Below are 14,651 nucleotides of genomic sequence, written 5' to 3'. Positions count from 1 at the left end.
GTGGACCGCCGCGAAATCGCCGCCCTGCTGGCCTACATCGGCCGACTCGACCCCCGCAGCATCCGCACCGACGAGGGCGAGGCCCGCGACCAGCTTGCCCAGTGGCACGAGCTGCTCGGTGACGTGCCGATGGCCACCCCGCACGGCTGGGACGCCCGCGTCGCCGCCCGCCAGCACTACCGCGCCTCGCCGTACCAGATCCAGCCCGCCGATGTGGTCCGCCCCTGGGAGAGCTACCGGCGCAACCGGCTGGCTCTCCACTGCGACCCCACACCGTCGGCGGACCCGGACGACCATGCCGCCTGGACCGCCGAGCTGGTCGGCACCCGCCACGCCGTCGCCACCGGCATGGCGCAGCCCGCGCAGGCCCGGGCCATCACCGGCAGCCAGGAGGAAATCAACCCGAGGCTGCAGGCTCGACTGGACCAGATCGGCTCCTGCATACCGCCCGCCGCCCGAGCCGCTCTCGCACCATTCCGGCCCGCCCGGGCTGCACGCGAAGCCGCGGTCGCGCAAGGGCTGCCCGACGCCCTGAGCGTGCGATGCGAGTGGTGCCTGGCCCCGGTTGGCGAGCCGTGCCGGCGCCGCCGGATCGGCCCCAACGACGGGGTACGCGCCATCACACCGCGCGCCGACCCGCACCCCGGCCGCTACGATCTCGCCGCCTCCCAGCAGGCACAGCGCACCGAGCAGGCACAGCAGCCCGCCTTGGCTTGACCGCCGCTTCCAGAGCGTGCATCCCGTCCGCTGCACCGCCGTAACCTCACCGTCCCGCACCGGATGCGGCGCACGCCCACGCGCCGCGGCTGGCACCCGACGCCGCACCCGCCGAGCACCACGCTAATCGGCCGGTGTGACAGCACATCGGAGACTCGCCTTGCGCCACATCACCACCCATGCCGCGCCGGCCACCGGCCTGCGCGGCATCGCAGACACCAGCTGGCATGTCCACGGACCGTGCCACGGCATGGACGTCGAGGACGCCGACGCCGTGTTCTTCCCCGGGCCCCGGGATCACGAGGAGATCGCGGAGGCGAAGGAGCTGTGCGGCTGGTGCCCCGTACGTCGCGAGTGCCTGGACTTCGCTCTGGAGAACGTCCTCAAGGAGGGCGTCTGGGGCGGGCTCACCGAAGCCGAGCGGCGCCCGCTGCACGACAACCTGCACCAGCGTCTGGACTACCGGCGTGTGACCGCGTTCTTCCAGGGACGCGACGTGCACCTGACGGAAGCCGAGCGGCAGGTGGTCATCGACCACGCCTACGTCCGGGGCTGGCAGTCCGACCGGCTCGCCGCCGCCCTGCGCATCAGTCGCAAGCACGCCCGCGACCTGCTCCGGCAAGCGGCCAACAAGGTCTTCGACCGCGACCGCAATTACGGCGTGCCCCGCTCCAGGAAGAAGCGGAGGAAGACCCCCAAGGCCAAGGGCACCCCCGCGCCCGCAGCACCCGGTACCCAGCAGCCGACAGGCCACCTGGCGGCGTCGACCCCGGCGCACGCCCCTCTCGGAAAGGCAGCATGACCCATCCTGTCCTCGCCTTCGGTGCAACTTCGGACCTCCCTCTCCTCCTCGCCGCCGTCGTGCCCGCCGCCCTCGCGCTCGTGCTGACCGCCTGGGCGATCCGGCGCCGAGGAACTCGCTCGCAGAAACGTCTCGGCGGCCCGGCAGTCAGGGTCGCCGCCGTCGCCGCCCTGGGCTGCACCGCCTACAGCGCCGACACCAGCTGGCGCTTCGCCGCCGACTACCTCGACATGGCCGGCACCGCCGAGCGCGCCGGAATGTTCGCCGCCGCCGAACTCGCCCTATTCGCCACCGCGCTGATGGCACGGCAGAACCTCGCCGTCCAGGGCGCCCCCGGCCTGCCAGGCACGCTGGTTTGGGTGATCACCACGGTGCAGGTGATCCCCGCCTACGCCGAGAGCGGCCCCGTCGGCGGCACGGTCCGCGCCTTCGTCGGACCGGTCATGGCGGCGATGCTGTGGCACCTGGCCATGGGCATCGAACTGCGCCTGCGCACCCCGGGTGCCGCCTCGAACGCACTGCTCGCCGTCCTGGGCCGGGAGGCACGCGAGCGGCTGCTCTCCCGCCTGAGCATCGCCGCGCGAGACCGCGACGCCGCGCAGATCACCCGGGACCGGGCCACCGCCCGTGCGGTCACCCTCGCCGCCCGCCTCGCCGAGCGCACACCCGAGCAGCAGCAGAGCCGTCGCGGCCGGCGGCTGACGCGACGCCTGTCAAAGGCGGTCGGCAGGGCTTCGGTCGGCACCGACCTTCTCCAGCGGGCGCAGCTGCTCGACCAGCTCGCCGCCCGGCGACACGCACTCACGCTCGCCACGGTCCCGCTCCCTTCTCCCTGGTCCCCGGCGCACAGCAGCGCGTCGGCGGCTATGGTCCCCGCACAGCCGACATCGAATGTGCCGGTCTCCGTCCCCGGTCCCGACGGTTCCAACGAGCCGGTCCGGGACCGAGGGCCGAGGGCTCCTCGGGGACCGGTCCCCGAGGAGGCGGACCAGGAATCCGAGGTCGACACAAGGACCAAGAGCGACGCAACGGGGACGGCCGCGGGAACCGAACCGTCTGAAGACGGTGCGGTCCCCGGGACCGAGCTCGCGGGACCGGAAGCCGCAGCGCGGGACGCAGCGGCCATGAGGACCGACCACAGCACACGAGAAGTAGCAGCTCAGGACCCGCCTCATCGAGGACCGGGCATCGCGAAGACGGGGACCGAGGCCACCGAGGACCGGGGACCGACCGCCCCACAGTCCGGGACCGAGACCACCCAGGACCGAGGACACAAGGTCCCGCTTCGACGGAAGCCGACCAGGACGTCCCGGACGAAGAACAAGGACAAGCTGGCCGGGTCCCGCTCTCCGCAGACGGAGCGCCAGGCACGCGAGCTGGGTGAGTCCGAGCGCCAGCTTGTCCGTGAGGTGCGCCCCCATGTTCCCGCCCTGCTCGAACGGGACGGCAACGGAGCGATCACTCGAGTGCAACTGCGCGAAATCATCCGCCGCCAGGGCCTGACGGGAGTCGGTAACGACCGACTCGGCCTGGTCCTCCAGGAGCTGCGCAACGAGGACAACACGACGACGAGGAGCACATGAAGACCTGCCACCAGTTCAACACCGTCCATGCGGAGTACGAGCGAGAGATCGGGTTCATGCTCGCTCACTCCGAGCGGCACGCGGGCAGGCCGGCGGCGAAGTCCAGTGCGAAGCAAGCTGCCTCCGCGAAGCGGCGGATGGCCCGCGCGCTCAATAGCCATGTCGTGCGCTGCCCCGAGTGCGGCTGAACCGGCAAAGCCCCAGCTCAAGGCCCGCATCCGTAAAGGTGGCCCGGCTCAAGCCGCGGCCACCGCCCCTCTTAGGAGGTACGCCATGATTCCTCGTCCCCCGCGCTTTTCCGGGCCCACCACCGCCGAGGCCGATGCCTGGGCGGAGGTCCTCGTCCGCCGACACCTCCTCCACGCCGTCGTCCTCATGCCGACCAGGCAATGGCTCGTCCAGGACCTTCCCAACAAACCGGTCCGCGTCCTTGCCAGCCCCGCCGAAGTCCTTGCGCTGGCCGCAACCATCCAGCAGCGCACCCGCTCTACGAGGTCCGAATCCCGATGACAACCGCACCCAAGAACGGCACCACCGCGGAGCCTGATCCCGGCTCCAACTCGGTCTCGGGGCGAGCAAGTTGGGGCGGAAGCGTAGCTTCCGCCGAACCCGCCCCCGAGGGGGCGGGAGAGGACCTGCACCGGGGGGCGCAGGTCCTTCGGGCTTCGACCGAGGGCGGATCGAAGCCGGGGCAGGAGGAGAAGCCGACCGATCCGCGCGCGCCCCGACAGCGCGCTCCTCGCGCCCGTCAGCGTCCGCGTCAGTCGCCCGAGAAGAAGCGCCTGCACCAGCCCAACGCACGATTCAACGACGACGAGTACGCCCTGATCAAGTCCGCCGCCGCCCAGTGCAATCTGTCCGTCGCCGGGTTCCTCGCCCGCTCCGCGCTCGCCGCCGCCCGCGACCTCAGCCGTACCAGCGCCGCGATCGCCGACGAACGCGAGGTGATCACCGCCCTGTTCGACAGCCGGCGGCGGCTCGGCTGGGCCGGCAGCAACCTCAACCAGGCAGTCAAGGCACTCAACTCCGGCGCGGACGTTCCTCACCTCGAAGCGGCCATCGCCGCCGTACGGCGTGCCGCCGACACCGCCCACCAGGCCGCCACGCGGCTGATCGAGCACCACGGCTCATGATCCCCAGCGTCAACCCCTCCGGGTCGGACACCCGAGGTCTCCTCTACTACCTCTACGACACCGGTAAGCACGAGGACCACACCGACCCCTACCTCGTCGCCTCCTTCGACGGCATGTCCCCGGACCCCGGCCGCGACCCGAACGCCACCCTCACCGACCTCCAGCGGCTCCTGGACCAGCCGATGATGGCCCTGGCCAAGCACGCCCGCCCGGCCAAGCACGTCTGGCACACCTCCGTACGAGCCGACCCGGGCGACCGGATCCTGACCGACGAGGAATGGGCCGGCATCGCCCGCCGCATCGTCGCCGCCACGGGCATCGACCCGGGTGAGGGACAGTCCGGCTGCCGCTGGGCCGCCGTGCGCCACGCGGAGGACCACATCCACATCGTCGCCACCCTCGTCACCGAGGACGGCCACCGCCCCGACGACTTCCGCTCCGGCGCCCGTGCCCAAGCCGAAGCCCGCCTCATCGAGAAGGAACTCGGCCTCCACCAGGTCGCCCCCGGCGACGGCACCGCAGCAAAGCGTCCCACCAGCGCCGAACGCCACAAGGCCGAACGCCAGGGCCGCGAGCGCACCGCCCGCGAGGAACTGCGCGAAGCCGTACGACGCGCGGTGAGCGGCGCGCGCAGCGACGAAGAGTTCTTCGACCGGCTCGCCTCCGCCGGCCTCCTGATCCGCAAGCGCGCCGCTCCCTCCGGCGACCTGCTCGGATACAAGGTCGCGCTACCCGACGACCTGAACAAAAACGACGAGCCGGTCTTCTACCCTGGCGCCCGTCTGGCTCCCGACCTGTCGCTGCCCCGCATCCGCGAACGCTGGTCCGCCGACGCCCCGGCTCCCCCCAAGGACCACGCGATCCGTCCGGGGCCGGACGGTCCGGCCGCTGCACGCCGCGCAACGGCCTCGGCCGCGTGGCAAGCCGTGCTCGTCTTCGAGCACGACCAGGACGCGGTCGCCGCCGCCCACATCGCCGCTGCCGGCGAGGTCCTGGACGCCCTCGCGAAGACGTCCGCCGCCCACACCCGCCGCCAACTTCGCGACGCGGCAACAGCTTTCGAGCGAGCCTCGCGCTCCCACGTCCGCGCCGTACGGGGCCACGATCGCGCTCTACGGCAGGCCGCTCGCGACCTCATCCAAGGCGGCCCGGTGCTCGGCCGCGGTGAGGACGGCGCCACCACGGCGATGGCGATCGACATGCTGTTCTTCCTGATCACCGCCGCAGCGCACTGGCACGCTCGCAAGGGCCACGCCCAGCAGGCCGAGGCAGCCACCCGAGCCGCTCATCACCTGCGCGCCGCCTACCGGACCGCCGCCGCGCAGCCCCTCGGGGTCCTCTACGAGCGCGGTCGGGGCCTGAGCCGGCCGATGCTTCAACGCCAGACCGTGCTGCTGCGCGAGGCCCTGCCGGATCTGGCCGAGCAGATCCTCGCCGAGCCCGGCTGGTACGCCCTGGCCGCCACCGTCGCGGAAGCCGATGCCGCCGGCGGCGACCCGGCCGCCCTGCTCCGAGAGGTTGCCGCTGGGCGTGAACTCGGCACCGCGGAGTCCCTCAGCGACGTGCTCGTGTGGCGGATGCGACGAGCTGCGAACTTGCCCGCCGACGCCTCCCGTCTGCCCGAGACCGGCACCACAACCACCCGGTCCACGAAGCGCGGGACGACGACGAGCCGCCCCGCGCCCGGCAAGCGACGGAGCGGCGAAGACGCCGCCCGCCCGGGCCGTTAGGCCCGCTCGATGCGCCCAAGCACCCGCTGACCTGGTCGAAGGAGACTGTGGACTTTGTGAATTGAAACCAGCGGGGGCGTGGGGCACGATCATCAAGCGCGCAGGACGAGGTGACGAGGCAGAGGAGGACGCCAGGGTGTTTCACCGAATACGCCGCCGGGCCAAGGGGCCGAGCGAAGTGGAGCGGCAGCTCGCCGAGCTGGTCGCACGACACCACCAGATGTCGCCGTGGAACGGGGCGCCGACGGCCGCACCGCAGAACGACGAGCCGACCGCTGCGGCACCGGACTTCCTTCCGCCGGAGCTGCGCGTGCCGAGCCACGATCAGGTCGAGGGCAAGATGATGCCCTGGAAGCAGCCCTTGGTCATCGATGGCGAGATGACCGCCTGCGCTAAGTGCGGGGCTTACCGGGACTGGCTCATCCTCTCCACCCGCGACCAGATCTGGCTGCGATGCCGGGCCGGCCACCAGCAGCGGGAGACCCGCCTGGACACCGCTTGGTACAACCGCAACAGCGGACCGGCGGACGCGACGCACGAAACGTTCGAGGACTGCCTGCGCCACCTCGGGCACTGACCACCACCCCTACGACCCCATAGGGCCCCCGGGCCCGCACTGACCACCCGTCGCCTAGTACCAAGGGGTCAGTTCCGTCATGCGCGTTCGCGTCGCCACCACCGCCCTCGGCCTCACCGCCGCCCTCCTCGCCCTTCCCGCCTGCTCTCCCGAGAACGGCGGAGCCGACCAGCAGACCGCCTCCTCCAGCCGAACCGGTAAGCCGGCCGACGCTCACCGCAAACCGGCCACGCTTACCTCGGCAGCGCTGGTGTCCCGTCTGCTCACCGAGGCTGACCTCGGCAGCGGCTACCTGCCCAAGCCGCAGCGTGCGGCTCAGCACGACGATGTCACCGTCCTCGGCTGCCCCGCACTGAGCGAGCTGGGCGGCGACGCGGCGACCGGCGGCACGCTCACCTTCCCGCACAAAGCGAAGGCCGACTTCACCTACGGCAGCAGCTCCTCGGAGATCTCCGAGGAGCTCTACAGCGACAGCCCGACGAAGCTGTCCGACGGCACCAACCGGATCTTCGACGCCATGACCGGCTGCCCGAACTATCAGGTCCTCGCGGGCAGCGCCCCGATCGACATCGCCACCCAGAAGCTGCCCGCACCCCACGACCGCGGTGATGAGCAGTGGAGCCAGCTCCTGACCTTCACCGCCGAGGGACGAAGCACGGTCCTCAAGCAGACCGCGATCCGCGACGGCAGCTTGCTGCTCGTCGTCTCTGGCTCTCCGGCCCTCGTCGACCGCCACCTCGATCGGGCCCTCGCCAAGGCCACCGCAACGCCCTGATCTGCTCCCGTAAACCACTGCTGCCTCCGACCCGGGAAGGTCGGAGGCAGCAGTGGTTTACGGGGCAGATGGGACGACGGTGTTCGGGAAGCACGAAGGCCCGGCACCCTCCACCGGGGAGGGCGCCGGGCTTCTTTCATTCCGGTACGGCGAGACGGTCAGGTGGCCGGCGCGCGCAGAAGCCGCTCCTGGGTGGCTTCGGGCAGCACCCGGCGCAGGACCGGTGCGGTCGAGCTGAGGGAGGTGGCGAAGGCGGCGACGAGATCGTGCGGCACGCCGGCGGCGAACGAGGCCACCCACAGGTAGGGCGCGCCGAGCACGGGCTCGGACCATGCCTGCCATCCGGCCGGGCCCACCTCGTCAGCTTCGGTGACCAGGACGCGCGGGTCGCCGTCCTGGATAAGGGGCGGCACCTCGCCGAGGCTGATGTGCGAGGCCCCCGTCGGATCCATCGCCGCGGCTTGGGGCTCGTCGATGTCGCGGAACCATCCCTGGGTGGCGACGGCGTCCAAGACCACCTCGGCGCCAGTCAGAGGCACGGTGGGCTGTTCGTGGGTGTCGAGGGCGAGGAGGAAGTCGGCAATGGCCTCGCCGGGGACGTCGCGGGTGAAGTAGGCCGACCAACCAGCGAGGCTGGTCGTCTCTTCACGGGCGGAGATCTGCCAGGCGATCGGCAGTTCACCCAGGTGGAACGGCTCGTCGGCCAAGCACCACTGGGCCCAGCGCAGGCCGTCGGGACTGATGTGCAGGACGGTGCTGCGCAGGACCTGACGGTCCTGCTCTGCCTCGTCCGGCTCGTGCCGTCCGCGGACGATCGTCAGGCTTGTCCAGCCCAGGCCCGCAAGAGCATCGGCGACGGCGTCGTACGGGCGCCCGTCGTCACCTGCCAGGTGACGGGGGCCGACCCAGAACGCGAGTGGGGCCGACGGGTCGGGCTGAAGGTGGGAGTACAGGGGCGCCTCCAAAGGCTCGGTGCTTGTCTAGTTGCCGCCGGCGCGGCGGCGGGGGCGGCGCGGGGGCGCCTGGACGGGGCCCTGCCACGTCAGCTCGATGGCGACTTCGGGTGGCAGGTGACCGAGCTGTGCGTCCTCCTCGAGGCCTTCGGCGAGGTAGACGACGGTCCGGCCGGTCTCGTCGACCGATTGCAGGACCTGTGCCAAGCGATGGGCCATCGGAAAGAAGGGGTTCATGGCCTGGCGCACCGGAGCACTTGGGTCGCAGGCTGCGAGCAGTTCGATGAGGTCGGCGACGGTGATTTCCGAAGACGCCACGAGCATCCTCCTTGGGGCGAGAGAACGAGGGAAGGGAGAGGGGCCGGCGCTCGGTTAGGCCGGCGGCTTGCGAGCGGGCAGTCCTCGCAAGGTCAGAGGAGGCGTGAGGTCTCCAGTACGCGGGCTACGGCTGCAGCAACGATGTCGGCCGGCGTCTCGACGTCGAAGGAGACCTGGTATCCGGGCGTCTTGGCGGTTCCGGTGACCGCGATCTTCCACCCTTCGCGGTCCGTGCCGGGACGGCCGAGCGGGAACCAGCCGAGGTAGAAGCGGCCGTCCTTGCTGCTGACGTGTACGTCCGCACGGTCATCGACGACCAGGTGGAAATTCTCGGCAGAGAACTGGTCCATGACCAGCGTCGGCTGGCCGGGACCGAGCTGCCACTGCCGTAGTCGAAGCGCTTCGACGGTGGTGGAGAAACCGGGACTCACGGGGGCTACGGTCACGGGCTATCACCTCTCTGACCTGGGGTTTCTTGCGAGATCGTCTACGTTGACATGCTCCCGCGCGCGTTGGCCAGTCCTTCCGCGATCTTTCCTGTCTGCCCCCGGCGAACTGCTCATCCTCCTCCTCGGGCCCGGAGACGGGTTCATGCCGGTCGGCCCCGCCGGACCCACACCCCGGCTAGGTGCCCAGTTCCGGTGGCGGCCAGAGGCCGTGCCAGAGTGAGCCGCATGATCCCTGCAGAAGTCCCCGACGCGCCTCCGCTGACGTACGCCGACAGCTTCGACGTACCGGTCCTGTTCCGCAGTGGACCTGCGAGGAAGCCCCGGCGGCAGTGGCGGACGGCCAAGCACACGGCGTGGACCGGATCGGACGGGTTCCCTCCCGTCGACGGCTGGTACGCGCCGACCACCACTTGGCGGGAGATCATCAAGGCAGCCACCGAAGTCGGCCGCGACGTCACCCCGCACCTGCAGAACCAGCCGCGCTATGCCCACGGGGAGCTCGTCGCCCGAGTCTCCCCTTTGTACGCCTACCTCGGCGCGCACCCTGTGACGCCCCGGCACCCCGTGGACGGCGCGAAAGGGCGGCGCCTGACCTGGAACCCGGTGTACGCGCACGGCACCGAGCGCAGCGCCAAGGTCGCCGCCGGCTACCGGCTGGGCATGACGATGACCGAGTGGGCCTGCCGCTCCCTGCTGGGCCTCGGCCAGACCGAGCACCTCGAACTCGGCGGCCCCGTACCCGCCTTGCTCAAGACATTCAAGGACCCTAAGAAGAAGCTGCCCGATCTGTGGGGACGCCACGAGACGGAGAAGCTGTACTGGCTCATCGAGGCAAAGGGCGGCGACGTGGGGCTCAAGAAGCTCCGCGAAGGGTGGGAGCAGCTCGCGGCCGGCAGCCAGGTGCTCGGCGCGTATGCACACCGCACCGTGCTGGTCGGAGCATCCGTGAGGTTCGAAGACGACCTGTTCCTCACGATCGACCACGAACTCCACCCCGGCCTGCCGCCGCTTGCCCCTGCCGAATCAAGTACCGGCGACGAGGCAGTGGGCCCGGCCAACGTGGAAGACCGTCTCGGGGACAACGACGACGCCCTCATCGGGGCCGCACGCGCCCAGATGCTGACCTACCTCGCACTGCGCTCCGTCCCCGCCACACAGCTACGCACCGTACCTGTGGCCGCCGACCGCTCCTCCCGCCGCCGGCGCTCCGGGTTGATTACGCCCCTGGAAGACGACCCGTTCACTCTCGCCATGCGCGACGAGGCTCGCGGAGAGGTGGCCGACACCGAGCAGCACATCCTTCGCGCCGGACTCCACGCCCGAGGACTCGACGACTTCCTCAGCTGCCGCATCCCCGGCACGGAGGTCCACCTTGGCATGTCCCGAAGCCTGTTCGCCGCCTGCGAGCGCCTCCATGAGGAAGATCTCGCCATCGCCCAGCGCACCCCGGGGCTGCGAGCCGAGGATCAGCCCCCCGTCGACCTAGAGATCAGCGACGAGGCCCAGGAAGAGCAGCGCCTCACCCAGCGGCGCATATTCCGCGAACAGCAGGAGGAAGCCCGCCCACGGCTGCGTCCCCTGCTTCGAGACGCCTACGAGCGCGGCACGACAAGCAACTGGAGTGATCTCCTCCGGCGCCCCCAGGAGCCGAGGATCGACCTGCGGGGAGACGAGAGCCTCCTCGAAGCAGCGACGCCAGAAACCTACGTCGCTGTCAGCCGATACGACCTACCCGCAGCGCGCGCCTAGCGTCTCGAAACAACCGCGCCACCTCATCGGTAGCCAGCTGAAGAATGCGGCGAAAGTGCCACAGCGAACGACGAAGCCCCCGGACTCCAGTCAGTGGAATCCGGGGGCTCGAAGTTGTGGAGTGGGGAGAGGGGTCAGCTCTCGGTGGAGTCGTCGGCGTGGCTACCGGTGCGACTGCGGCGTGCCAGGAGGAAGGCGCCTCCACCGGCTGCGATCAGTGCCGTCGCGCCGCCGATCAGCCACGGCGTGGCGTCAGCTCCCGTGTGGGCGAGGGATCCCGTCGGCGCCTTCGGCGTGGAGTTCTTGACCGGGGCCACGGCCACGGACGAAGAGGCGGCGTCAGGCGAGGAGTCGGCTTCCGGCGTGGGCCTGTCCGCGGCCGAGGGGGCCGTCCCTCCGTTGCCGCTGCTCGGCTTGCCGGGGCTGGACGGGGAAGGGGTGGGCTTGTGCGTCGGCTTGTCTGAGGGGTCGGGCTTCGGGTCGGTGTGGGTCTTGGTGTTGGTGACTGTCACGGTGACCGGGGCGCCGGGGCCCGCAGTGAACGTCTTCGTCGGCTTGTAGAGGTCGTAACCGGCGGGCGCCTTGATCTCCTTGACCCAGAACTCCGTGCTTCGGCTCGCCACGGGCAGGTCACCGGCGGCGGTGCCCTTGGTGCCCGTGGTCAGGGTGAGCAGCGTGGAGGTGCCGGTGCCGATGTTCACGGTCGCGCCGGGCAGGAGCTTGCCGGTTTTGTCGTCCTTGGCCTGCAGGAGGACCTTGGCGGCCTTGAACGGGTCGGTGATCGTCAGCCGGGTGGTCGCGCCCGGGGTGACGATGACGTCCTGGTCGGCGACGACCTCGTGGATCGGGCTGCCGGTCGTCGTCTGCTTGAGCCGGTAGACGCCCGGTGCGAGGTCGGGGAAGGTCGCCTTCCCCTGAGCGTCAGTCTGTCCGCGTCCGGCTTCCTGGCCGGCGGAGTCGAGCAGCAGGAACGTGGCGGCGGGCAGGACGTCTCCGGCTGCGTCCTTCGCAGTGATCTCGACGCTGCCTGCGTCCGGAGCCGGAGTCTCGGTGGGAGTGGCGGACGCCGAGGGGGACGGTTCGGCGGGCTCGGCGCTGGCGGCCGGTGCCCAGGTCAGGGTCCCGGCCGCCGCGACGGCGACAGCAGCAGCGGATCGGATGAGGCGTGCGTGCACGAGGAAGAGGCTCCTAGGGGCGGGGATGAGGGCGTTCGTCGGATGTGGCCGGGGCATCGAGGCGGACAGGAGCAGGCTCAGCGGTTGCGCGAGCCGTTGCGGGCAGCCGACTCGGCCGGAGCGGGCTGCGCGGTGCGGCCCGTAGTGCGGCGGGGCTTGTTCGCGGTCCGGGCGCCGGGGAACCAGACGGCGGTGTACTGCTCGATGGCGTCGCGCAGCCCGGTGGTGACGACGCCGTCCCAGGGAGGGCGTCCGGGTTGGTGGTGCCCGTCGAAGGTGGCGTACCGCGAGGTGCCTGGCTGGGTGCCGTGGGCTTCGTCGCGGCGGTGGAAGGTGCCGTGATCGAGAAAGCTGAGGACGACGGCGCCGATCTCGCCGCGGTCGGGGTGGAGGACCGACAGGCGCAGGCCGCCGTAGGTGCCCGCGTAGAGAGCGCCCTTGAAGTCGATGCGCAGCCGCAGAGGGCTCCCCGGGGTCGGGGCGGCGTAGTAGGTGTTGCCGACAACGGCGTGGTCGGCGAAGGGAAGGCAGAGCTCGGCGAAGAACTCGGGAGCCTGGAGGGACAGGGTGGACTCCGGCGGGTTGGGCCGTGTCAGCGGCGAGGGCCGGGCAGGGCTGGTCGGCTGGTGGTGCTCCAGCGCGGGACGCTGGCCGCCGGCACCGCGGTCGGACGGCGACCGCCGAGGGCCCGCTGGACATCGAGCGGAGTCGGGCGCGGCGGGGAGGGCGGGAGGACGGGGGTGATCTGGGCGCGGCCCTTGACGTAGCTGTGGGTCGCCTGCCGCCACCGCAGCAGCGGCGCGGGGTCGGCTACGGACTCGGTGACGGCGCGCAGGAGGGCGGCCGGGGTGTCGGTGCTGGCGGTCGCGTACCAGAAGGGCCGGTCGACGTTGGTGCCGGACCACAGGTGCCAGCGGGCGCTGCGTGAGTCCAGCTCGCTCTTCGCGTCGAGGGGGCCAACGGCGTACTCCAGGGTGGCGAGGCCGTCGGGTGAGGTGATGGCGAAGGTGTCCGGGCTGGGTCGGTCGAACTGCCAGCCGTGGGCGATGAGCGGGTCGACGGCGAGGAACGGGTCGCGCTCCAGGCTGCCGACGACCGGGCGGGCAAGGTAGCGGTCCGGGCCGTCGCGGTACGCGGTGGCGAGGGCGGTGGTGAAGGCGGTGACGAACTCCGTCGGTGCGTCGGCGTTGAAGCAGACGCCCCAGACCGGCGGGCCGAAGGCGTCGCGGTAGGCGTTGATGCGCCAGAGGCCGTCGTCCTCGCCCTCGGGGAGGTAACCCAGGCGCACCCGGCCGTCGGGGGCCGTGAGGTAGGTGTTGCCGAGGTCGTCGTGATGCAGGTCCCAGCCGAGGTCGCGCAGCGGGTCGAGGGCCGGGTCGCCGACCGTGGTCGAGCGGGCCAGGTGCCGGGGGAAGACGTAGACGTCGCCATCGAGGTCGTCCTGCGTAGCGGGCTGCGGGCTCATCGGTCCGCCTTCACGGCGACGGTGATCTCATCCGCGACGGTGCTGAGGCGTTCGTTGACCTGGGCGGGGGTGCTGCCGGTCACGATGTAGAACCCGGCGCGGGCGGTGAACAGGGTGCCGCCGTCCTGCGGGAGCAGGAGGCGGTCTCCGGGACGGCGCTGGAAGCACAGCCGGTCCAGCCACGGCGGGCGAGTGCCTGTGTAGCCGAGGTGGGTGAGGGTGCCGGAAGTGTGGGGGTAGATCATCCCGATGGCAGCGGCGCCGACGCGGCTGGGCGTGAGGTCGGGGGCTTGACCGCTGGCCAGGTCGGCGGCAGCGCGCGGAAGGTCGATTCCGGTGGTGAGGCGGACGAGGTGGCCGATCATGTCGCCGGCGAGTCGGCCGTTGACCTCGATCAGGCGCGGTCGGCCGTCGACGAGACGCATCTCGATGTGGCTGACGCCGTTGGTGATCCCCAGTGCTCGGATGGCGGCCCGCGCGGCGGGCGTGACGATGCCGAGGAGTGGATCGGCAGCGTCGACACGGTGCGCGAGCTGTTCGAAGTGGGGTGGCGGGCTGATGGTCTTGCGGTTGACCGCGACCACCGTGGTCGTTCCGCGGTAGGTGACGCACTCGACGCTGATCTCGGGACCGTCGAGGAACTCTTCGACGAGCACCTGGTTGTTCTCTGCTGCCGGCTCGGCCGTCAACTGCGCGACATGATGTGCGGCGGCGAGCTGCTCTGGGGTGTCCACGCGCTGTACGCCCATGGCGCCGGCGTGGGCAGCGGGCTTGAGGACGACCGGGTAGCCGATCTGGTCGGCAGCGGCCTGGGCTTCTGGCAGGCTGCGCACGCTCAACGAAACAGCGGACGGTACACCGTGACGGGCGAACAGGGAGCGTGCGGTGGCCTTGTTGCGGCACGCACGTGTCACCTCGACGGAGTTGGCGGGAAGTCCGAGGGCGCGGGCGAGACGGGCGGTCGGGACGAGGCACCACTCGTCCCAGGTCATGACTCCGGCCAGGTCGTGGCGTGCGGCCAGGGCCCGACCCCCTGCCAGCAGGGCGGCGGGATCGTCGAGGTCCGCGACGACGTGGTCGATGATGTGCGCCTCTTCCCAGGAGGGTTCGGCAGCAGTGAGCAGCACGACATCGTAGGAGTAGGCGACTTGCTCAAGGCAGTAGCCGCGGTAATTCGCGTCTCCGGGAGCGACGACGAGCACGACGGGGCGGTCAGACAAGAAGG

Annotated in this window: 16 protein-coding genes; 9 read left to right on the top strand and 7 right to left on the bottom strand. The window is 71.1% G+C overall.

The genetic code is table 11. The features are described 5' to 3' along the window. From ACIQFU_RS12480 to ACIQFU_RS12445, 8 genes are all read left to right on the top strand, one after another. Entirely contained in the window at nt 1–717 is a 717-nt protein-coding gene (locus ACIQFU_RS12480) for a hypothetical protein (protein ID WP_402550874.1), read from the top strand. A gap of 160 nt (nt 718–877) precedes the next feature. Continuing rightward, nucleotides 878–1,519, top strand: coding sequence for a WhiB family transcriptional regulator (locus ACIQFU_RS12475; protein WP_402550873.1), 642 nt, complete (start codon nt 878–880; stop codon nt 1,517–1,519). Then, nucleotides 1,516–3,102 carry a hypothetical protein gene (locus ACIQFU_RS12470; RefSeq protein ID WP_402550871.1) on the top strand — a complete coding sequence of 529 codons (1,587 nt, stop codon included), beginning with the start codon at nt 1,516–1,518 and terminating at the stop codon, nt 3,100–3,102. The genes ACIQFU_RS12475 and ACIQFU_RS12470 overlap by 4 nt, the downstream gene beginning before the upstream one ends. Continuing rightward, nucleotides 3,099–3,290 carry a hypothetical protein gene (locus ACIQFU_RS12465; RefSeq protein WP_402550870.1) on the top strand — a complete coding sequence of 64 codons (192 nt, stop codon included), beginning with the start codon at nt 3,099–3,101 and terminating at the stop codon, nt 3,288–3,290. Before ACIQFU_RS12470 ends, ACIQFU_RS12465 begins: the two co-directional genes overlap by 4 nt. A gap of 318 nt (nt 3,291–3,608) precedes the next feature. Beyond that, nucleotides 3,609–4,235, top strand: a complete 627-nt coding sequence (locus ACIQFU_RS12460; RefSeq protein WP_402550868.1) for a plasmid mobilization protein — start codon at nt 3,609–3,611, stop codon at nt 4,233–4,235. Further along, a complete protein-coding gene (locus ACIQFU_RS12455; RefSeq protein WP_402550866.1) occupies nt 4,232–5,965 on the top strand; it encodes a relaxase/mobilization nuclease domain-containing protein in 1,734 nt (577 codons plus the stop codon). Before ACIQFU_RS12460 ends, ACIQFU_RS12455 begins: the two co-directional genes overlap by 4 nt. A gap of 136 nt (nt 5,966–6,101) precedes the next feature. Next, nucleotides 6,102–6,542: a hypothetical protein gene (locus ACIQFU_RS12450; RefSeq protein ID WP_402550864.1), complete on the top strand. Its 441-nt coding sequence runs from the start codon at nt 6,102–6,104 to the stop codon at nt 6,540–6,542. 79 nt (nt 6,543–6,621) lie between these two features. After that, nucleotides 6,622–7,317 carry a hypothetical protein gene (locus ACIQFU_RS12445; RefSeq protein WP_402550862.1) on the top strand — a complete coding sequence of 232 codons (696 nt, stop codon included), beginning with the start codon at nt 6,622–6,624 and terminating at the stop codon, nt 7,315–7,317. Nucleotides 7,318–7,475: 158 nt separating this feature from the next. Here the strand turns inward: ACIQFU_RS12445 and ACIQFU_RS12440 are convergent, their stop codons facing one another. The 3 genes from ACIQFU_RS12440 to ACIQFU_RS12430 all read right to left on the bottom strand — a co-directional run bounded on the left by ACIQFU_RS12440 (nt 7,476) and on the right by ACIQFU_RS12430 (nt 9,034). Beyond that, complete coding sequence (locus tag ACIQFU_RS12440; RefSeq protein ID WP_402550860.1) at nt 7,476–8,282, bottom strand: DUF317 domain-containing protein; 807 nt, start codon at nt 8,280–8,282, stop codon at nt 7,476–7,478. Nucleotides 8,283–8,297: 15 nt separating this feature from the next. After that, complete coding sequence (locus ACIQFU_RS12435; RefSeq protein ID WP_402550858.1) at nt 8,298–8,588, bottom strand: hypothetical protein; 291 nt, start codon at nt 8,586–8,588, stop codon at nt 8,298–8,300. A gap of 92 nt (nt 8,589–8,680) precedes the next feature. Next, nucleotides 8,681–9,034 (bottom strand): DUF317 domain-containing protein, encoded by a 354-nt coding sequence (locus ACIQFU_RS12430; RefSeq protein ID WP_402550857.1) that lies wholly within the window; start codon nt 9,032–9,034, stop codon nt 8,681–8,683. Nucleotides 9,035–9,262: 228 nt separating this feature from the next. On the opposite strand from ACIQFU_RS12430, the gene ACIQFU_RS12425 reads away from it, so the two are divergent. Further along, entirely contained in the window at nt 9,263–10,786 is a 1,524-nt protein-coding gene (locus tag ACIQFU_RS12425; protein WP_402550855.1) for a gamma-glutamyltransferase, read from the top strand. A gap of 134 nt (nt 10,787–10,920) precedes the next feature. On the opposite strand, the gene ACIQFU_RS12420 is transcribed toward ACIQFU_RS12425, so the two are convergent. The 4 genes from ACIQFU_RS12420 to ACIQFU_RS12405 form a co-directional block, all read right to left on the bottom strand. Next, on the bottom strand, nt 10,921–11,961 hold the full coding sequence (locus ACIQFU_RS12420; protein WP_402550853.1) for a SpaA isopeptide-forming pilin-related protein: 1,041 nt from the start codon (nt 11,959–11,961) through the stop codon (nt 10,921–10,923). 77 nt (nt 11,962–12,038) lie between these two features. Then, on the bottom strand, nt 12,039–12,527 hold the full coding sequence (locus ACIQFU_RS12415) for a hypothetical protein (RefSeq protein WP_402550934.1): 489 nt from the start codon (nt 12,525–12,527) through the stop codon (nt 12,039–12,041). Nucleotides 12,528–12,553: 26 nt separating this feature from the next. Continuing rightward, nucleotides 12,554–13,426, bottom strand: a complete 873-nt coding sequence (locus tag ACIQFU_RS12410; RefSeq protein WP_402550852.1) for a DUF317 domain-containing protein — start codon at nt 13,424–13,426, stop codon at nt 12,554–12,556. Then, nucleotides 13,423–14,646 carry an ATP-grasp domain-containing protein gene (locus ACIQFU_RS12405; RefSeq protein WP_402550850.1) on the bottom strand — a complete coding sequence of 408 codons (1,224 nt, stop codon included), beginning with the start codon at nt 14,644–14,646 and terminating at the stop codon, nt 13,423–13,425. The genes ACIQFU_RS12410 and ACIQFU_RS12405 overlap by 4 nt, the downstream gene beginning before the upstream one ends. Between the last annotated feature and the right edge of the window lie 5 nt (nt 14,647–14,651).

Source organism: Streptomyces sp. NPDC093065 (genome assembly GCF_044754585.1).
GTDB lineage: Bacteria > Actinomycetota > Actinomycetes > Streptomycetales > Streptomycetaceae > Streptomyces.
This window is presented reverse-complemented; position numbering and strand designations above follow the sequence as displayed.